We start from the raw sequence: 18,359 nt of genomic DNA, 5'->3' as shown, positions 1-18,359 counted from the left end.
CGAGACCTGCGATGCGTTCCAATCAAAACCACTTCTACATGACCGTCAGTTGCCTGAGCCGGCCTGGGATCATCTCCGCCATTTCGACCTGCCTGTCGGACCGCAACTGCGACATCATCGAAAGTGCGCAGTTCGTCGATCACGACGGGGAGCATTTCTTCCTGCGGATGGCCTTCGACGCGCCGGAAACGATCCGGAGCGAAGCCGTTCTTCTTGAAGACCTGCAGCCGATCGTGAACCGCTTCGCCATGAACCTGACGGTGCGGGATGCCCGGCGGCGGCCGAAGATCCTCATCATGGTGTCGAAGTTCGGCCATTGCCTGAACGACCTTCTGTACCGGCACAGCATCGGAGCGCTGCCCATCGACATCGTCGGCGTCGTTTCCAACCACGACGCCTTCCGGTCCCAGGTCGAATCGCACGGCATTCCCTACCACCACCTTCCTGTCTCGCCCGGCAACAAGCTGGAGCAGGAAATCCGCCTGATGGAGATCGTGGAAACGCTGGGCGTCGAACTGATCGTGCTCGCCCGCTACATGCAGGTCCTCTCGCAGGATCTCTGCACGCGGATGGCAGGGCGGGTCATCAACATCCATCACAGCTTCCTGCCCAGCTTCAAAGGCGCAAAACCCTATCATCAGGCCTACAAGCGTGGCGTGAAGCTGATCGGCGCCACCGCCCATTACGTCACCGACGATCTCGACGAAGGACCGATCATCGAGCAGGAGGTGGCGCGCGTCGATCACTCCATGTCGCCCGACGATCTGGTCGCCATCGGCCGCGACGTCGAAAGCGTCGTCCTGGCCCGCGCCATCCGGCTGCACATCGAGGCGCGCGTCATGCTCCACGACCATCGGGCAATCGTCCTGCGGTAACCCCATGGCCCGCTCGCAGCGTCGCGCGGGGGCACGCGACCGGGCCGGGCCTCTTGCCAAGGAGTCCACCGATCTTGCAGCTCATCGACGATAAAGCCACCCAGGCGGTCCGCCGCGCCTTCGCGTCGGGCGGCCTCGCCGCGGCTGTGCAGGAATTGCGCCGCCATGTCGTCATCGAGGATGACCGCATGGCGCTCGCCACCGTCGAAGCCTTCCTCGCCAGCACCCGCAACGGCGACGACCGCCGATAAGGACGCCGTTCCCGCCCGATCGGGAATGCCGGCCCCGACATGTGGTCAACTCCCTCCCCCGGGCGCCGATCCCGGGGCCTTTGGACGGCGTGCCGGCCAGTGGGAAGACGCTCGGGAGCGAAATCGGCAAGAGCGACATGGGCGAAGCAGCGCCTGAAATCAGCCCTTCGAGATCTTGAGAACCTGTCGGCACGGCACTGACGACAGAAAAGAGCCCGCACTCCTTCTTGGAGGCGGGCTCTTCTTCGTTCGGTTGCGGAAGGATAGGATGTGCTCCGAACAACAAGCGTTCGCTGCGTTGCGCCGATGAGTCACTCCTGCGGATCGAGCATGAAGTGCCGGACCTTGTGCCGGTTCTCGATCAACTCATCGAGGGTGGGTTCGTTGCGCATCGCCCGGCCGATGGCGATCTTGGTCGCCTCGTAGTTGGTGCGATAGAGATCGGCGCGATCGAGGTTCGGATCGGTGGGGCAGCGGGGATCGATCCAGACCATCACCAGAATGCAGAGGTCATTGATCCCGTCGCGTGGCAGAACGCCTTCGATGACGCAGTCCAGCACCGCGTCGGCGGTGGCGGCCTGGACGACGCCGCCGAACAAATCGACATAGGCGCTGGACTTCATCGTCACCTTGGACACCATCATGGTGGCCGGACGAACCATCTGGTTGCAGTCCCGCACCGCGAACATGCGGGTATGGCCGGCGGTTTGCCCCATCATGGTGGCGAATGCGTGCCCGGCCGGCCCATCGACCGTCCCGATCACGATCTCGGGCATCGCGTCGGTGAACTGGCCTTCCTTGGCGAATACGGTTGCCTCGCCGACACGGAACAGCGGATTGCTCATGGCTTCATCGCTCTCTTGCAAATTGGTTGGGTCGCCGGTCAACGCGGTGCCCTGCCTATGAGCTGACGAGTTCATCGACGATCCCGATCATGGCCCGATCACGGAAGGACCGAAAGCGGGAATGACTGGAGACGGCCGTCCGTCACGCGACTGCGCTTGAAACGGACCGCCTCCATGGACAGGTGCGGGAAAGGGTGCGCGGCCACCGCTCTTGCGGCGGTGGCGCGGCTGCAGGTCAGAGCTTGCCGGTGACCCAGTAATCGATCCGGGTCCTGTTGTTCTTGATGTAGTTGTCCACCGCCTGCTCATAGCTGGTCTGGCGGGCTTCCTGCATCATCGCCTCAAGGTCGCCGATCGGCAGGACCATCCGGTTCAGGAACTCGTAAATCTCCGGATGATCCTGGTAGAAGCCCTTGCGGACGATGGCGTTCACGCTCTCCAACCCACCCAGCGCACCCTTCGGATCCTCCAAATAGCGCAGCTTCCAGTTGGCGAACATCCAGTGCGGGCTCCAGCTCGTCACGGCGACCCACTCGTTGCGCTTCATGGCGCGTTCCAGGGCGGCGAGCATCGCGGCGTCGCTGGCCGACACCAGCTGCATTCCCTTCAGGTCATAGGTCTTCAGCGCCTTTTCCGACGCCTGCATCAACCCCGACCCCGGATCGATGCCCTGGATCTTGCCGCCCAGCTGCTTCTGCACCTCCGGCTTCTTCAGGTCTTCGATGGATTTGACCTGGTCGACGGGGATGTAGTCCGGCACCACCCAGCCCAGACGGGCACGGGTGTAGAGCGGGCCGAGATCGACCAGATCCTTGCCGACTTTGTCGAGATAGGGCTTGTGGGTCAGCGGCTGCCACGACATCAGCATGGCGTCCAACTTGCCGCTGGCGATGCCCTGATACTGGATGCCGATGTCGGCCATGGTCAGTTCGACCTTGTAGCCGAACCGCTCTTCGATCACGGCTTTGGCGAGTTTCGTCACCGCCTCTGCATCCGACCAGGCGGTCCAGCCGATGTTGACCGATTTCTCGGCGGCCAGCGCCGGGGTGGCGATCACACCGGCCCCCAGACCGACCGTCATGGCCGCCGACAGCAGCATGCCCAAGGCTTTACCGAAGATTTTCATCAAGAAGCCTCCTCTTATCGTTTGTTTGTTTGGACTTGTCTGTATGGGCGCTCCGCCGTGCCGGGACTTGGAACGGACGCGTGCATGCGGCCCGGTGGATCACCTCCGTGTTACCGGTGAAGGCGATCGCGCGATGGATCCACATCCGCTGCTCGGATGATCGACCCCCCTTCAGGGAAAGGCGGGAAACTGGTTCCAACCGATGCGAACCGTTGCTGGCATCAGTGTTGATTGAGGAAGAATGCGGGCCCTGAAAGCAAAAAACTTTCATCAGAGCGGCACTTCGTATCGCATTTGCGACAGCGCTGCGTGAACCCCATCCCGGCGGCGAATGCGGTCCGTTTTACAGGTGGATATTTGAAATCTGCCAGGGAAATAGAGAAACGGCGCCGCAGATCTGCCGCCCTTGAGCTTGAACGGAGCGGCCGTCGTTCTTGAATGATCGCGGCATGTCGCAAACCGACTATTGGCGACGTCCGCCTTGCGCAAAAAGACAGGAGTGACTGTCGGCCTTTTTAAAGTTGATGTCGCAATCCAGAACGCGAGGAGCCGCGGCGGGCGGCAGGCTGTGTGTCGTGGAATCGCGAAAAGCACAGCCCGGTCAAGGTTGAAGCGGTTCCGCGAATACAGTGCCCAATTCCCGCTGGCCCCACTCCCGCAAGAGGTCAACCGCCATGTCGTCCGAGATTTCCATAGAAACCCTGCTGACGCGCCGCAAGAAAGGGTACAGCCTGGAAGCCCCGTTCTACACCAGCGAAGAGATCTTCAAGCTGGACATGGAGATCATCTTCGGCCGCCACTGGCTGCATGTGGGTGTGGAACCGGACGTGCCTGAACCGGGCGACGTGATGGTGGTGGATATCGGAAAGACGTCCGTCATCGTCATGCGCGACGACGACATGGAACTGCGCGCCTTTCACAATGTCTGCCGCCATCGCGGTGCGCGCATCATCCTCCAGGAGAAGACCTCGGTCGGAAATCTGGTGTGCAGCTATCACCAGTGGACCTATGGCCAGGACGGCGAGCTTCTGTTCGCCGAACACATGGGCAAGGACTTCGACCGCAAGTGCCGAAACCTGAAGAAGGTCCATATCCGCTCGGTCGGCGGCCTGATCTTCATCTGCCTGGCGGAGGAGGCCCCGGACGACATCGACCGCATGGCGGCGATGATCGAGCCCTACATCCTCCCGCACGACATCAGGAACTGCAAGGTCGCCAAGACCGTGGACCTGATCGAAAAGGGCAACTGGAAACTCACGATGGAGAACAATCGTGAATGCTACCACTGCGTCGGCAACCATCCGGAACTGACCGTTCCGCTGTTCGAATACGGCTTCGGCTTCGCTCCCGACGGCACCAACCCGAAGCGGATGGAGCATGTCGCCAAATACGAGGCGCTGCTGCAAAGCTGCCACGTCGGCTGGGAAGCGGCGGGATTCCCCAGCCGCGAGATCGAGCATCTGACCGACACCACAGGCTTCCGCGCCGAGCGCCTGCCGCTCGACGGCGCCGGCGAGGCCCACACCAAGGACACCCGCTGCGCCTCCAACAAGCTTCTGGGCTCGATCACCGAGCGCAAGCTGGGCGCCCTGTCCTTCTGGACCCAGCCGAATTCCTGGAACCACTTCATGAGTGACCACATCGTCACCTTCTCGGTGTTCCCGCTCGGACCCGACCGCAACCTGCTACGCACCCGCTGGCTGGTCCATAAGGACGCGGTGGAAGGCGTCGATTACGACCTGGACCGCCTGACGGAGGTGTGGGAGGCGACCAACCAGCAGGATGCCGATCTGGTCGAGATTTCGCACAACGGCGCCCTCAGCCCCGCCTACGAGCCGGGTCCCTATTCGCCCTACACCGAGCCGCTCGTCGAGAAGTTCGCGGAATGGTACGTCGGCCGCATGGCCGAGCATCTGCTGGGCAAGCAGGCCGCAGTGGGGGTCGCCGCCGAATGACGCGGCGCCAGGGCATCCTGGCCGGAAGCGAACCGGGACCACCCCCCGGTCACGGCCATGGGTTCACCGCGCAGGGAGAGAGATGACGATGCAGCAGGATGCGGCTCCGCCTTCGGTCAGAAATTGGGATCCGGAAATCGACGACACGCTGGTATGCCGGGCGGTTCGGGATGAAACGCACGACGTGAAGACCTTCATCTTCGCGCCAAGGCACCCTTGCCTGTTCCGGTTCAAGCCGGGTCAGTTCATCACGCTGGAACTGCCCATCGGCGGCGAAACAATTCACCGCAGCTACACCGTCTCCTCTTCCGCCGCGCGGCCGCACCGCCTCTCGATCACCGTCAAGCGCGTGCCCGGCGGCCCAGTGTCGAACTGGCTGCACGACACTCTGAAGCCGGGCGACACCATCCGCGCGGTCGGCCCGCTCGGCGAGTTCACCCCCGGGGATTGCCCTGGGGAGTCCGGGGCTCCGCGCAAGTTCCTGTTCCTGTCCGGCGGCAGCGGCGTCACGCCGCTGATGTCGATGACCCGGACCTTCGACGATCTGGGCGAGGATCACGACATCGTCTTCGTGCATGCCGCCCGGACCCCGGCCGACATCGTCTTCCGTCGCGAACTGGACGCGCTGACCGGCCCCGGCCGCCGCCTGCGCGTCGCCCATGTCTGCGAGGGCATCGGCACCGAGGCCCATTGGGCAGGCTTTACCGGCCGGCTGTCGCTGCCGATGCTGGGGCTGATCGCGCCGGACTTCATGGAGCGGGAGGTCTATGTCTGCGGCCCCGGCCCCTTCATGAAAGCGGTGCGTGCCTTCCTGGAGGAGGGCGGCTTCGACATGAGCCGCTACCATCAGGAAAGCTTCAACTTCGAGGAACTGTCGGCCGAGCTTGCCACCGGAGAACCGACGGCCCAGGCCGCACCGCCCCCGGAGGCGCCTCCTTCGGATGGATTCCGCGTCGAGTTCGCCAAGACCGGCAAAGTCTTCGCATGCCCGCCGGACATGGCACTGGCGGATGCGGCGGCGTCGGCCGACATCCGGGTTCCGACCTCCTGCTCGCGCGGGCTGTGCGGAACCTGCAAGACGAAGTTGATCTCCGGCACTGTGGAAATGAACCATACGGGCGGCATCCGCAAACGGGAAATCGATCAAGGGTTGATTCTGCTCTGTTGCAGCCGCCCGACCAGCGATCTGGTAATAGAGCGTTAGAAGCATCGCCGATTATTTGTCTTCCGGGGGCAAGCCGCTGACGCTAGCATTCCGAAGGACGGAACAGGGCCGTCAGGATCATATCCGTCAGACTGGGAGGATGTCCTGGTGGGGAAGACAGTGGAATATCGCCGTTTCGGCGGTAGCGGTCCCGCACCCCGGCAGGAGGAACGCGCGCTCTTGTCGGTCGGGTTCATCCTGACCAACAATTTCACCCTGACGGCACTCGCCCCTTTCATCGACGCCCTGCGGCTGGCGGCCGACGAGGGCGACCGGTCACGCCAGATCCGCTGCCGCTGGACCATCCTGGGGTCGCGGGCGGAGCCGGTGATGTCCAGCTGCGGCATCGGTGTCGCCCGTTGGGAACCGCTGACCGATCCCCGCCGCTTCGACTATGTGGTCGTGGTGGGCGGGCTGCTGCATGGCGGCCCTCAGTTGGACGACGAAACGTTGGCGTATCTGCGCGCCGCGGCATCTTATGGCGTGACCCTGGTCGGCGTGTGCACCGGCAGCTTCGTGCTGAGCCGCATCGGCCTGATGAAGAACCGGCGCTGCTGCGTCAGCTGGTACCATCACCGCGATTTCCTGGACGAATTCCCCGATCTGGTGCCGGTGTCCGACCAGCTGTATGTGGTGGACCGCGACCGCATCACCTGCTCGGGCGGCGCCGGGGTGGCGGATTTGGCCGCCTTCCTGATCGAACGCCATCTGGGCCGCGCCACCGCCCAGAAAACCATGCACATCCTGCTGATCGACAAGGCCCGTCCCGCCAGCCAGTCGCAGCCGCAGCCGCCCACGGTCTTGGAGATCACCAACGATCGCGTCCGCCGCGCCCTGCTGCTGATGGAGCAGCACATCAGCGACCCGCTGTCGGTGGAGGAGATCGTCCACCGGCTGAACGTCAGCACCCGGCAGTTCGAGCGGCTGTTCCGGCTGGCCGTGGGCACCAGCCCGGCCACCTACTACCGCGGCTTGCGCCTGCGCTATGGCCATTGGCTGCTGCGCAACACCAAGCGTTCGGTCACCGCCATCGCAAACGAAGCCGGCTTCGCCGACTGCGCCCACTTCTCCCGCCAGTTCCGGGAACTGTTCGGCGTCTCGCCGTCGGAGGTGCGCCGCACCGCCGGACCTGATGTGGAGGCCGATCCGCATTTATCGCCCCTCGACGCTTTCCGGCGAACGAACGGGGATTCCCTGCTGCCCGACCGGCGCCTGTTCGAGGAACCAGCGCCGACGGTTCAAGACGCGGAGCGGGTCGACTGAAGGGCCACCGCTCCCCGGATTTATCCAAAATAGTCGAGCATTCGACAGGCCGACACCGCGCTGTTCCATCGCTGTCGCAAAAAGGTAATTCCCGGTCGCGGGGGGCAACGCGACAATGACGACGATGGTGAATTCTTGGCAGGCTCAATACTGGGGATCGTTCCTGCCATGTCTTCACCCGCCGAAGCCCTTCTGAAGCCTCTGCAGATCAAGCATTTGACGATCCGTAACCGCGTGATGAGCACGAGCCACGCGCCGGGCTACGGGTCCGACGGCAAGCCGAAGGAGCGCTACCAACTCTACCACGAGGAAAAGGCCAAGGGCGGCATCGGCCTGACGATGTTCGGCGGCTCCTCCTCCGTTGCGGTGGACAGCCCGGCGGCGCCGTGGAACCAGATTTCCGTCGCCGACGACAGCGTCATTCCCTTCTTCCGCGAATTCTCCGACCGGGTGCATCGCCATGGCGCGGCGCTGATGATCCAGCTGACCCACATGGGCCGGCGCACCCGCTGGGACACCGAGAACTGGCTTCCCACCGTCTCCGCCTCGGCAGCCCGCGAACCGGCGCACCGCAACACGCCGAAGGAGATGGAGGATTTCGACTTCAAGCGAATCATCGCCGGCTATGCCGCCGCCGCCCGCCGCTGCAAGGAAGGCGGCCTCGACGGCTTCGAGTTGTCGGCCGCCCACGGGCACCTGATCGACCAGTTCTGGAGCCCCTCGGTCAACCGGCGCACCGACAAGTACGGCGGCAGCTTGGAAAACCGCATGCGCTTCGGCATCGAGGTGTTCGAGGCGATCCGCGCCGAGGTCGGCGGCGACTACGTCGTCGGCATGCGCATGTCGGGTGACGAACTGATCGACGACGGCCTCAGCCACGAGGATTGCATCGCCATCGCACGGACCTATGCCGAACGCGGGCTGATCGATTTCGTGAATGTGCTGGGCGGACAGGCGCGCGATCATCTGGCGCACGCCATCTCGCTGCCCAACATGTCCTTTCCGGTCGCCCCCTTCCTGCATCTGGCCAGCGGCATCAAGCGCGAGGCCGGCATTCCGGTCTTCCATGCCCAGCGCGTGACCGACCTCGCCACCGCCGCCCGCGCGGTGGAGGAAGGCCATGTCGACATGGTCGCGATGACCCGTGCCCACATCGCCGACCCGCATCTGGTGCGCAAGCTGATGGAGGGGCGGCTGGACGATGTGCGGCAGTGCGTCGGCGCCGGCTATTGCATCGACCGCATCTATGTCGGCGGCGACGCGCTGTGCATCCAGAACGCCGCGACGGGCCGCGAGCGCACGATGCCGCATGTGATCCCGAAGGCGGAGCGCAAGCGCCGCGTCGTCGTGGTCGGCGGCGGCCCCGGCGGCCTGGAGGCTGCCCGCGTCTGCGCGGAGCGCGGGCATTCGGTCGTCCTGCTCGAACGCAACGCCGCTCCCGGCGGCCAGATCGCCATCGCCGCCAAGGCGACCTGGCGCGAGGCGATGAGCGGCATCACCCGCTGGCTGTCGCAGCAGACCACCAAGCTGGGCGTCGACATGCGCTTCGGCGTGGAGGCCGACCGCGCCGCAGTGGAGGCCGAGGCTCCCGACGTGGTGATCCTCGCCACCGGCGGCCGTCCCAACCGCGGCGACCTCAAGGGCGCCGATCTGGCGGTGTCGACCTGGGATGTCCTGACGGGAGCCGTCGAGCCGACCGGGACGGTCCTGATGTATGACGGCACCGGGCAGCATCACGGCGCGTCCTGCGCGGAATTCATGGCCAAGCGCGGTGCGCTGGTGGAGATCGCCACCCCCGACCGCATGGTCGCGGAAGAGGTTGGCACCACCAACCAGCCGATCCACCTGCGCGAACTGTACAAGCTGAACGTGGTGATGACCACCAACCACCAACTCGTGGAAATCTACCAGGAAGGCAACCGCCGCGTCGCCGTGCTGCGCAACGAATACACCCACGAGGAGGAGGAGCGGCTGGTCGATCAGATCGTGGTGGAATTGGGCACCCTGCCCAATGATGGCCTCTATTTCGATCTGAAGGACCACTCGCTGAACCGCGGCGAAACCGATCTGGACAGCCTGATCGCCGGCCGGCCGCAACCGGTGCAGGCCAACGGCCATGGCGGCTACACGCTGCATCGCATCGGCGACGCGGTGGCCGGCCGCAACATCCACGCCGCCATCTACGACGCCGCGCGTCTTTGCAAGGACATCTGACACCTCTGCCCCCGCCACGCGACAGGAGCCGTCCGACGTGATCGCCACCGCTCTTACCACCGTCGTCCTTGCCGTCCTCGCCATCGGCGCGGCATTGGCCGCCTGGCAGTCGCGGCGTTGGCTGGCCGGCAGGCCGGCGACGGTCGGTGTGGTCGCCGGGCTGCGCGCCCTGCCCGGCCGCTATCTGGTGGATGTCCACCATGTGGTGGGGCGGACTCCGTTCAACGCCCGCTTCCATGCCTTGGCGGCCGGCGGGTTCCTTGCGACGGTCGGGCTGCTGGTGGCGATGGGCGTCGGCCTCGCCGGATCGCGCATCGTCTGGCTGCTGCTGGCCGTGGTGTTGGCGGCGATGCTGGCGGGCTCGCTGATGGTCTGGCATCGCCGGCGAGTGCTCCGCCCGCGCGAGCTGTCGCAGGGCCGTTTCGCCCGTCTACCGGTCTCGCTTCTGGCATTCTCCGGTTGCCTGCTGGCAGTGGCGCTCGACCAGTCGCTGGGCGGCGTGATGCCGGAGGCGCTGGCCCTGCTCCTGGTCGCGATTGCCGGTCTGGCGATGGCCGATCTGGTTTGGGGCGTGTGGAAGGGGCCGCTGAAGCACGCGGTGCATGGGGCACTGCATCTGGCCTTCCACCCGCGTCCTGCCCGCTTCCATGACGGCAAGGGACGCGACACCGGGCTGAGGCCGCTGCCGCTCGCCCCGGTGGCGGATGCCGGTCTTGCCGAGCCGGGCGTGCTGCCGGGCGCATTGGGCGTGGAGCGTCCCGTCGACTTCGCCTGGAATCGGCTGCTCGGCTTCGACGCCTGCGTCCAGTGCGGGCGGTGCGAGACGGCCTGCCCCGCCTATGCCGCCGGCCTGCCGCTGAACCCGAAGAAGCTGGTGCAGGATCTGGTCGCCGCCATGGACGAACAGGCCAGCGACGCCGCCTATGCCGGCAATCCCCATCCCGGCCGGGGCGTCGGCAAGGCGCATGGCGGCGCGGCGCTGCCGCTGATCGGGCCGGATGCGATGATCCATCCCGACACGCTGTGGTCCTGCACCACCTGCCGCGCTTGCGTGCAGGAATGCCCGATGATGATCGAGCATGTCGACGCCGTCGTCGACCTCCGCCGCTTCCAGACGCTGGAGCTGGGCGCCACCCCCGGCAAAGCCGCCATCATGCTGGAGGAGCTGCGCGCCACCGACAATCCCGGTGGCCGCGCGCTCTCCCGGCGCTGGGACTGGGCGGCCGACCTGTCGCTGCCCCGGCTGCCGGCGGGCGGGTCCTGCGACACGCTGCTGTGGGTCGGCGACGGCGCATTCGACCTGCGGGTCCAGCGCTCGCTGCGGGCACTCGTCCTGCTGCTGCGCCGCGCCGGGGTTGACTTCGCCGTTCTGGGCGACGAGGAGCTGGATTGCGGCGATGTCGCCCGCCGGCTGGGCGACGAGGCGACCTTCCAGTCGCTGGCCACCCGCAACGTGGCGACGTTGAACGCGCGGCGCTTCGCCCGCATCGTCACCGCCGATCCGCACGCGCTGCACACGCTGCGCAATGAATATCCGGTCTTCGGCGGCAGCTGGACCGTGGTCCATCACACCGCCCTGCTGCTGGAACTGATCACCAATGGTTCGCTGACGGTGACGAAGCCGGTCGGGCGCAGCGTCACCTTCCACGACCCCTGCTATCTCGGCCGTTACAATGGCGAGATCGAGGCACCGCGCGCCCTGCTGGACGCCATCGGCGTGGAGCGCCGCGAAATGCTGCGCTCCGGCCTGCGGTCGAGCTGCTGTGGCGGGGGCGGCGGGGCTCCGCTGACCGACGTGTCGGGCGAACGCCGTATTCCCGACGTCCGCATGGAGCATGTCCGTGAGACCGGCGCCTCGATGGTCGCCGTCGCCTGCCCCAACTGCGCCCTGATGCTGGAAGGCGTCGTCGGTCCCCGGCCGGAGGTGGCGGAGATCGCCGAACTGGTGCTCGCCGCGACGGAGACCGCCCGATGAGCCAGCCCTCCACCATCCGCCGCCGTGTCGATCCCCGTGCCGAGCGCGCCGCCCGCACCATCCTGACCGGCCCGCGTCCGCGCCTGCTGCGGCAGCCGGTCGTCGCCGCCGCGATGAACGAGCGTCGCCGCGACCCCCGCGCCATCCGCGACGCGGCCCTGGTCCAGCGCCTTCCGCGCCCGCGCTACGACTGGACGCGCGACGCTGCCTCGGCCGGCATCGCCGCGGCGGTCGGTGTCGCCGTCGCTACACCTACGATCCCGCTCCAGGTGATCGCCGAGCCGGCCTATCTGGTCCTCGCCATGCTCGACCGGCCCGGTGGCGAGGTCAGCGAGCATGACCGGCAGGTCGTCGCCGCCGCCCGACTGCTGGCCGATGCCGGCGGCGGCGCGGTGGTGACCGTCTCCACCGGATCGGGCGAAGCCCTGGCCGAAGCCGGGTCCGACCGCCATGTCGCCCTGCCCGACGGCTGGGCGGACGATTACGTGCCGGAACGGCGCGCCGCCGCCGCTTCGGCGCTGATGGAAACGCTGTCTCCCCGCCACATCCTGTTCCCGGACAGCCCGGACGGCGCCGATGTCGCGCGCCGGGTCGCGGCGGCGGGAGAGCGGCTGTTCGCCGGCGTGCAGAGCCTCGGCCCCGACCGGGCGACCCGCCAGTCCGCCGGCGGGTCACTGGAGACCGGGCACCGTCCTACCCGGCTGATGACGGTCGCGGCGGATGCCTTCGCCCCACTCGACGGCGTGCGGCACGAAGCCCGGCCGCTCGACCTTGCCGCTCCGGTGATCGCCGGGGAGGAGGTACTGCCCCGCCTGGGCGGCGCCCGCCGGCTGGCCGTCGATCCCGACGCGCTCGCCCTGTCGGAAACCGACTTCATCCTCAGCGCCGGCAACGGCGTGACCGACTGGCGGAGCTTCGCGGAACTGGGCGCGGCGCTGGGCGCCACCCGCGCCGGCAGCCGCGTGGTCTGCGACGCCGGCCATCTGCCGCGCGAACGGCAGGTCGGCGCCTCCGGCACGGTGGTCGGCGCGCGCTGCTACCTTGCCTTCGGCATCGCCGGTGCGCCGCAGCATCTCCAGGGCATCACCGGCGTCCGCCACGTGATCGCCGTCAACACCGACCTCCACGCCGAGATGATCAAGCGTGCCGACCTGTCCATCGTCGCCGATGCGCAGGACGTCATGCCCGCCCTGATCCGGCTCATCCGGGAGCGCCGCCATGCCTGATCCTGACACGAGTGACGTCGCCGTCCTGCTGTCCATTGGACGCCATCCGGTCTCCGGCCGCGCCCGCCGCGCCGCAACCGATGCCCAGGCGCTGGAGATGGCGCTGGCGCTGCGCCCGCGGCGGCTGACCGCGATCCATGCCGGACCGGCCGTCGACGGCGAGGCGTTGCGCGACTATCTCGGCATGGGGCTGGAGCGGTTGACCCTGCTGGTCCTGCCGGAAGGAAGCGATCCGGTCGAATCGCTGATCGCCCACCTGCGCCGCCTCGCCCCTTCGCTGGTCCTGACCGGACGGCAGGCGGAAGACGGCGAGGGCAGCGGCATGCTTCCCTATCTGATCGCCCGTGGCCTCGATGCCGCGGTCGTCCCCGATGTGGTTCGGATCGGCCCGTCCGATGCGCCCAGTTCAACGCCGGGCACGGCGGATCTCGTCCAGGCGCTGCCGCGCGGACAGCGCCGGGCGCTGACCGTCACCGGCCGCCTCGTCGCGACCATCCATCCGTCCGCCCCACCTGCGCGCCCGTCCGCCTACGGCCCCTCCCGGCGGGGCGTCATCGAACCGGTGGCGGTCCAGGCGACCGCCGACCTCTTCCTGTCGGATTGCGAGCATCGTCCATGGCGGCCTAAGCCCAAGCTGATGCGCGTGAAGCGCGGCGGTTCGGCGCTGGACCGGCTGAAGGCGGCGACCGAGAGCAAGAGCGGAAAAGGCCAACTGCTGGTCAACCCGTCAGCCGAAGCGGGAGCGCTGGCCATCTACGACAGCCTAGTCGAACAGGGAATGCTTCCATGAACATGCACAACGATGCTCTCAGGCCCACGGGTCACGCTGTCGCGCAATCGGGGGGGACCTGTCGATGAACACGATGATGCGAAGCGCGGTTTCGGTCGGCGCCCCGGCCAGCCTGGGCTTTCCCCGCGGAGCCGCCAGGACGAGCATCGGCGACGACGCGGCGGTCCGCCTGGAGGTGCGGAACGTCTACAAGATCTTCTCCGCCAATCCGAATCCCGCGCTGTCGATGCTGCGCCAGGGCGCCAGCAAGGCGGAGGTTCTGGAAAAGCTGAACGTCAATGTCGGCGTGCTGGATGCCAGCTTTCAGGTCCGAACCGGCGAGATCTTCGTCATCATGGGACTGTCGGGGTCCGGCAAGTCCACCATGATCCGCTTGCTGAACCGGCTGATCGAACCCAGCAGCGGCGAAATCCTGCTCGACGGCAAGGATCTGGTCAGCATGTCCAAGGCCGAGCTGATCCAGGCCCGCCGCCGCAACATGGGCATGGTCTTCCAGTCCTTCGCCCTGATGCCGCACCTGAGCGCGCTGGACAACGCCGCCTTCGGCCTGGAAATCTCCGGCGCATCCAAGGCGGAGCGCCACAAGGCCGCGCAGCAGGCGCTGGAGCAGGTGGGCTTGGGCACCTACGCGCACCGCTACCCGCGCGAGATGTCGGGCGGCATGCAGCAGCGCGTCGGCCTCGCCCGCGCGCTGGCCAACGACCCCACCATCCTGCTGATGGACGAGGCCTTCTCCGCCCTCGACCCGCTGATCCGTACCGAGATGCAGGACGAGCTGCTGCGCCTGCAGCGCGAGCAGCAGCGCACCATCGTCTTCATCTCCCACGACCTGGACGAGGCGATGCGCATCGGCGACCGCATCGCCATCATGGAAGGCGGACGCATCGTGCAGGTCGGCACGCCCTACGAGATCCTCAGCCGCCCGGCCGACGATTATGTCCGCTCCTTCTTCCGCAACGTCGACGCCTCGAAGGTTCTGCGGGCCGGCGACGTGGCACGCTACGAGGCGACCAACACGGTCATCCGCCTGCCCGGCGAACTGGCCCCCGCCCTGCAGCAACTGCGCGAGAACCACCACAACTTCGGCTATGTGCGTACCCAGGACGGCCGCTTCGAAGGCGTCGTCTCGCAGGCGACGCTGGAACGCGAACTGAACGGTCCGCAACCGCGCTTCATCAACGCCTTCCTTCCCGACGTCCGCACGGTCAACGCCGCGACGCCCATTCACGCCCTGCTCGCACTGGTCGCCGACACAGAATGGCCGGTGCCCGTCGTCGATGACGACGGCAACTTCCTTGGCGCCATCTCGCGCGCCCTCATGCTCCACACCCTGGTTCGGGGGGATTGACCGATGGAATTCGAAATCAGAATCGGCAAGTGGGTCGAGGAACTGGTCGGCTTCATGCTCGACCATTTCCAACCGGCGCTGGATACGATCGCGACGGTGGTGAACGGCTTCGGCGGCGCCATCGACTTCGTGCTGGTCGGGGCGCCGGCCTGGCTGCTGATCGGGCTGATCGTCGCGACGTCCCTTTGGCGCGTCGGCACCGGCTTCGCCGTCTTCACGGTCGCGGCCCTTCTGCTGATCGACGGCATGGGGCTGTGGACGGAGACCGCCTCCACCCTGGGTCTGGTCCTGACCTCCACCCTGCTCAGCCTGCTGGTCGGCGTGCCGCTGGGCGTCTGGATGGCGCGCAACCGTGTGGTCGAAAGCGTCGTCCGCACCACGCTGGACTTCATGCAGACGATGCCGGCCTTCGTCTATCTGATCCCGGCGGTGATGTTCTTCGGGTTGGGACGGGTGCCGGGCATCCTCGCCACGGTGATTTTCGCCATGCCGCCGGCCGTGCGCCTGACGGCACTGGGCATCCAGCAGGTGCCGGCCGAGATCGTCGAGGCCGGCAAGGCCTTCGGCTGCCATGACCGCCAGCTTCTGTTCAAGGTGCAGTTGCCGAACGCCATGCCGTCGATCATGGCCGGGGTCAACCAGACCATGATGATGGCACTGTCGATGATCGTCATCGCCTCGATGATCGGCGCCGGCGGCCTCGGCAACGTGGTGCTGCAGGGCATCCAGCGCCTGGACATCGCGCTCGGCTTCGAAAGCGGTCTCAGCGTCGTGCTGCTGGCGATCATCCTCGACCGCATCACCCAGAGTTTCGGCCAGACAGCCGCTGCTCCACGCCCGGCACGCTTCGCGTTCCTGCGGCGGTTCCTGCCGGTGCCGGCTCGGTGAGCGCAGGGGCTCTTCCGGTAGGGGGCTTCGCCGCCGCTCTTCCGGCGCGACCCCTGCCACATCACGGGCCACGGTTGTTAGGCGACATACGGGTGGAACGGCTGACCGGTGCCGTCCTAGCCGACCGGCTGAAGGAATTGGCGGTCCTGCGGCTTGCTGTGCTGGGCGAGTTTCCGTTTCTCTATTCCGGGTCGGCCGCGTACGAGGAACGCTATCTCTCCAGTCTAGGCGGCCTGTCGGGCGGGCTCATCCAGGCCGCCTTCGACGGCAACTGCATGGTCGCGGCCGTCACCGGCGCACCGCTCGCGCAGGAATTGGACGCCTTGCGCGATCCCTTCGCGCATGCAGGCCACGCCCCGCGCTCGATCTTCTATTTCGGCGAGGTAGTGGTCCTGCCCTCCCATCGCGGGCGGGGTATCGGAACAGCCCTGCTGGAAATCGGCGAAGCCCATATACGCGAAGCTGGCCGGTTCGCGTCCGCCGCCTTCGGCGAGATCGTGCGGTCCGCCGACCACCCCCTCCGCCCCAAGACATACCGGACGCCAGATGCCGCGTGGCGGCGGCTGGGCTACCGGCTGGAGCCGGATATCGGCGGCACTCTGTCCTGGTGCGACGTCGGCGACCGGGAGGAGACCGCCAAGCCCCTTCGCTTCTGGGTGAAGTCCCTCATCCCCGGCCTCGGAGCATGACGCATGCCGCACGACGGTGTGGTCTTCGATCTTCCGGCCGGGGACAGCGCGGGCGGCGATTGCCCGCTGCTGATCCACAAGATTCCCTACCGCGATCCGGTCACCGCCTTTGCGCCTTGGTCCGGCCAGCCTTTCGCCGCCCACGCGGCCTTCAGATGGGCGCCGCCGATATCCCAGCCGATCACCGCTGACCCACGGGTGTCAGGCATGCGCGTCCTCCCGGCCGGCGTCGGCCGATGTGGTGTGGAATAGGTCCAGGATTTCACCAGCCGGGTTCCAGCCCAGCACCCGCGACAGCCCGGAATAGCCGACGGACAGGCGTGGATTCACCTCCACCACCACGGGACCATCGGGTTTGTCGATGAGATCGACGGCGATATAGCCGCGCAGGCCCGGGATCGCAGCGGCGATGGCACGGGCCAACGGCTCCCAGGCGGCACGGCGGTGCTCCATCGCCCCAACCTCCACGCCATGGAAGGAGAAGCACCCATCCCCACGCTCCATCGTCTGGCGGTTGCAGCCGAGCAACCGCACCCCGCCGGCATTGTCGACCAGCATGGACAGGCTGCAGGCTTCGCCCTCGACCAACGGCTGGACGATCCAGCGGCCGGCATGCGGCGGTGTCCAGGCGGCGATGTCGTCAACGATGAAGGTGTCCAGGCAGCCGGCGCCGTCGTCCGGTTTCACCACATGACGGGCGGCGGGCGGCGGCGGAGCGCCGAGCGGAACGGTGGGAATGGCCGCGATGCCGTGCGCTGCCAGCCGCGCCGCCGTCGCCGTCTTCGACGACGCGAGAGCGATGGCGTCGGGGGCACAGGCGACCACCGGCCGGCCGGTGCCCCGGAACAGATCAGCGACGTGCCCCAGCAACCCGTCGCTTTCCGGCGCGATCGGCCAGACCACGTCGCACAGGGCGGCGGCATCGCGCCAGCGCGATTCCGGATCGTTGCCCGGCGCCACCGGGAACAGGGCGACCCGGTCGGCCGGGAAGGACGGCGGGGCAAGGCGGCTGTCCCAGCACAGCGTGACGTGTATTCCATCCAGCGCGATCAGGTCGCCGACCAGCGCCGCGACCATGGCATTGGCGTCTGCCATCAGGTCGGTCGGAAGCGGCCCGTTGCACAGCGCGCCGCCGGTGACATACTCGCAGACCAGAACCGGACGAAAGCTGTTCTCCATGGACATCGTTCCCGTCATCGACCTGCTGGGCGAGCAGGTGGTTCATGCCAAGCGGGAGGAGCGCGACCGCTACCGCCCCATTGAAAGCGTGCTGACCGCCGGACCGGCACCCCAGGATATCGTGGCCGCGCTGCCGGCGCTGCAACCCTTCCGCGCCTGCTATGTCGCCGGTCTCGACACGATCCGCGGACATGGCGACTGTCGTCCCAGCGCCGCTACGCCGCAGGCCCACTGGTCCTGGCAGGTGATCGTCATGTCATTGGACCGGGTGGATTCGGGCGGGGATTCAGACCCTCGCCCGCTTCGCCTCCGGTCATCTGTGGCCGGTCAGTTGGCGGAAGGGATGAACGGCAGCGGCCACGCCGTCCAGCATCTCCTGGGCGGTCGGCTGGCCGGCCGCTCAGGTTCATCGCCCGCCGAATCGCCTCCGATCAGCGTCAGCTCCGTCACCAGCCCATCGAGCGCGAGTTGCTGGCCTGCCTTTGAAAGGTCCCGGGCCAAATCTCATTAGAGGAATTCGGGCTACTCCAT

The 18,359-nt window shown here is 67.0% G+C and carries 17 protein-coding genes; 13 read left to right on the top strand and 4 right to left on the bottom strand.

All coding sequences use genetic code 11. From position 1 onward, the window contains the following. The first annotated feature begins 11 nt into the window (after positions 1–11). Both purU and ACWPKK_RS18375 read left to right on the top strand, forming a co-directional pair. On the top strand, positions 12–875 hold the full coding sequence (gene purU, locus ACWPKK_RS18380) for a formyltetrahydrofolate deformylase (RefSeq protein ID WP_452007017.1): 864 nt from the start codon (positions 12–14) through the stop codon (positions 873–875). Between the two features lie 74 nt (positions 876–949). Beyond that, the gene (locus ACWPKK_RS18375) at positions 950–1,126 is read left to right on the top strand and encodes a hypothetical protein (protein ID WP_452007014.1); all 177 of its coding nucleotides are present in this window, start codon (positions 950–952) and stop codon (positions 1,124–1,126) included. Positions 1,127–1,437: 311 nt separating this feature from the next. On the opposite strand, the gene fae is transcribed toward ACWPKK_RS18375, so the two are convergent. Continuing rightward, complete coding sequence (gene fae, locus ACWPKK_RS18370) at positions 1,438–1,971, bottom strand: formaldehyde-activating enzyme (RefSeq protein WP_452007012.1); 534 nt, start codon at positions 1,969–1,971, stop codon at positions 1,438–1,440. 235 nt (positions 1,972–2,206) lie between these two features. After that, entirely contained in the window at positions 2,207–3,097 is an 891-nt protein-coding gene (locus ACWPKK_RS18365; protein WP_452007010.1) for a glycine betaine ABC transporter substrate-binding protein, read from the bottom strand. Between the two features lie 674 nt (positions 3,098–3,771). Here ACWPKK_RS18365 and ACWPKK_RS18360 point away from each other — a divergent pair. The 10 genes from ACWPKK_RS18360 to ACWPKK_RS18315 all read left to right on the top strand — a co-directional run bounded on the left by ACWPKK_RS18360 (position 3,772) and on the right by ACWPKK_RS18315 (position 16,649). Beyond that, positions 3,772–5,052, top strand: coding sequence for an aromatic ring-hydroxylating oxygenase subunit alpha (locus ACWPKK_RS18360; RefSeq protein ID WP_452007008.1), 1,281 nt, complete (start codon positions 3,772–3,774; stop codon positions 5,050–5,052). 88 nt (positions 5,053–5,140) lie between these two features. Continuing rightward, entirely contained in the window at positions 5,141–6,256 is a 1,116-nt protein-coding gene (locus ACWPKK_RS18355; RefSeq protein ID WP_452008177.1) for an FAD-binding oxidoreductase, read from the top strand. 108 nt (positions 6,257–6,364) lie between these two features. Further along, complete coding sequence (locus tag ACWPKK_RS18350) at positions 6,365–7,519, top strand: GlxA family transcriptional regulator (protein WP_452007006.1); 1,155 nt, start codon at positions 6,365–6,367, stop codon at positions 7,517–7,519. Between the two features lie 168 nt (positions 7,520–7,687). Continuing rightward, the gene (locus tag ACWPKK_RS18345) at positions 7,688–9,733 is read left to right on the top strand and encodes an oxidoreductase (protein WP_452007004.1); all 2,046 of its coding nucleotides are present in this window, start codon (positions 7,688–7,690) and stop codon (positions 9,731–9,733) included. A 37-nt stretch (positions 9,734–9,770) separates the two neighbouring features. Continuing rightward, positions 9,771–11,708 (top strand): (Fe-S)-binding protein, encoded by a 1,938-nt coding sequence (locus ACWPKK_RS18340; protein ID WP_452007002.1) that lies wholly within the window; start codon positions 9,771–9,773, stop codon positions 11,706–11,708. Then, positions 11,705–12,934, top strand: coding sequence for an electron transfer flavoprotein subunit alpha/FixB family protein (locus tag ACWPKK_RS18335; RefSeq protein ID WP_452007000.1), 1,230 nt, complete (start codon positions 11,705–11,707; stop codon positions 12,932–12,934). The genes ACWPKK_RS18340 and ACWPKK_RS18335 overlap by 4 nt, the downstream gene beginning before the upstream one ends. Continuing rightward, positions 12,927–13,724: an electron transfer flavoprotein subunit beta gene (locus tag ACWPKK_RS18330; protein WP_452006998.1), complete on the top strand. Its 798-nt coding sequence runs from the start codon at positions 12,927–12,929 to the stop codon at positions 13,722–13,724. The genes ACWPKK_RS18335 and ACWPKK_RS18330 overlap by 8 nt, the downstream gene beginning before the upstream one ends. A 64-nt stretch (positions 13,725–13,788) precedes the next feature. Next, positions 13,789–15,072, top strand: coding sequence for a glycine betaine/L-proline ABC transporter ATP-binding protein ProV (proV, locus tag ACWPKK_RS18325; RefSeq protein WP_452006996.1), 1,284 nt, complete (start codon positions 13,789–13,791; stop codon positions 15,070–15,072). 3 nt (positions 15,073–15,075) lie between these two features. Further along, positions 15,076–15,960 carry an ABC transporter permease gene (locus ACWPKK_RS18320; protein WP_452006994.1) on the top strand — a complete coding sequence of 295 codons (885 nt, stop codon included), beginning with the start codon at positions 15,076–15,078 and terminating at the stop codon, positions 15,958–15,960. Positions 15,961–16,052: 92 nt separating this feature from the next. Further along, entirely contained in the window at positions 16,053–16,649 is a 597-nt protein-coding gene (locus ACWPKK_RS18315) for a GNAT family N-acetyltransferase (RefSeq protein WP_452006992.1), read from the top strand. 86 nt (positions 16,650–16,735) lie between these two features. On the opposite strand, the gene ACWPKK_RS18310 is transcribed toward ACWPKK_RS18315, so the two are convergent. Both ACWPKK_RS18310 and ACWPKK_RS18305 read right to left on the bottom strand, forming a co-directional pair. Further along, the gene (locus tag ACWPKK_RS18310) at positions 16,736–16,858 is read right to left on the bottom strand and encodes a hypothetical protein (protein ID WP_452006990.1); all 123 of its coding nucleotides are present in this window, start codon (positions 16,856–16,858) and stop codon (positions 16,736–16,738) included. Continuing rightward, the gene (locus tag ACWPKK_RS18305) at positions 16,851–17,828 is read right to left on the bottom strand and encodes an ATP-grasp domain-containing protein (RefSeq protein WP_452006988.1); all 978 of its coding nucleotides are present in this window, start codon (positions 17,826–17,828) and stop codon (positions 16,851–16,853) included. The genes ACWPKK_RS18310 and ACWPKK_RS18305 overlap by 8 nt, the downstream gene beginning before the upstream one ends. Between ACWPKK_RS18305 and ACWPKK_RS18300 the strand changes: the two genes are divergently transcribed. Further along, positions 17,827–18,339, top strand: coding sequence for a hypothetical protein (locus tag ACWPKK_RS18300; protein WP_452006986.1), 513 nt, complete (start codon positions 17,827–17,829; stop codon positions 18,337–18,339). The genes ACWPKK_RS18305 and ACWPKK_RS18300 overlap by 2 nt on opposite strands. The last annotated feature ends 20 nt before the right edge of the window (positions 18,340–18,359 follow it).

It is taken from the genome of Azospirillum largimobile (genome assembly GCF_977007025.2).
The sequence above is the reverse complement of the archived record's forward strand: the minus strand, read 5'-3'. Positions and strand labels throughout refer to the sequence as shown.

What these genes read in the sequence shown, in the direction of transcription:
- purU (WP_452007017.1), top strand. Translation starts at nt 12, where the DNA reads ATGCGTTCCAATCAAAACCACTTCTACATGACCGTCAGTTGCCTGAGC.
- fae (WP_452007012.1), bottom strand. Translation starts at nt 1,971, where the DNA reads ATGAGCAATCCGCTGTTCCGTGTCGGCGAGGCAACCGTATTCGCCAAG.
- ACWPKK_RS18365 (WP_452007010.1), bottom strand. Translation starts at nt 3,097, where the DNA reads ATGAAAATCTTCGGTAAAGCCTTGGGCATGCTGCTGTCGGCGGCCATG.
- ACWPKK_RS18360 (WP_452007008.1), top strand. Translation starts at nt 3,772, where the DNA reads ATGTCGTCCGAGATTTCCATAGAAACCCTGCTGACGCGCCGCAAGAAA.
- ACWPKK_RS18355 (WP_452008177.1), top strand. Translation starts at nt 5,141, where the DNA reads ATGCAGCAGGATGCGGCTCCGCCTTCGGTCAGAAATTGGGATCCGGAA.
- ACWPKK_RS18345 (WP_452007004.1), top strand. Translation starts at nt 7,688, where the DNA reads ATGTCTTCACCCGCCGAAGCCCTTCTGAAGCCTCTGCAGATCAAGCAT.
- ACWPKK_RS18335 (WP_452007000.1), top strand. Translation starts at nt 11,705, where the DNA reads ATGAGCCAGCCCTCCACCATCCGCCGCCGTGTCGATCCCCGTGCCGAG.
- ACWPKK_RS18330 (WP_452006998.1), top strand. Translation starts at nt 12,927, where the DNA reads ATGCCTGATCCTGACACGAGTGACGTCGCCGTCCTGCTGTCCATTGGA.
- proV (WP_452006996.1), top strand. Translation starts at nt 13,789, where the DNA reads ATGAACACGATGATGCGAAGCGCGGTTTCGGTCGGCGCCCCGGCCAGC.
- ACWPKK_RS18320 (WP_452006994.1), top strand. Translation starts at nt 15,076, where the DNA reads ATGGAATTCGAAATCAGAATCGGCAAGTGGGTCGAGGAACTGGTCGGC.
- ACWPKK_RS18310 (WP_452006990.1), bottom strand. Translation starts at nt 16,858, where the DNA reads ATGCCTGACACCCGTGGGTCAGCGGTGATCGGCTGGGATATCGGCGGC.
- ACWPKK_RS18300 (WP_452006986.1), top strand. Translation starts at nt 17,827, where the DNA reads ATGGACATCGTTCCCGTCATCGACCTGCTGGGCGAGCAGGTGGTTCAT.
- ACWPKK_RS18305 (WP_452006988.1), bottom strand. Translation starts at nt 17,828, where the DNA reads ATGGAGAACAGCTTTCGTCCGGTTCTGGTCTGCGAGTATGTCACCGGC.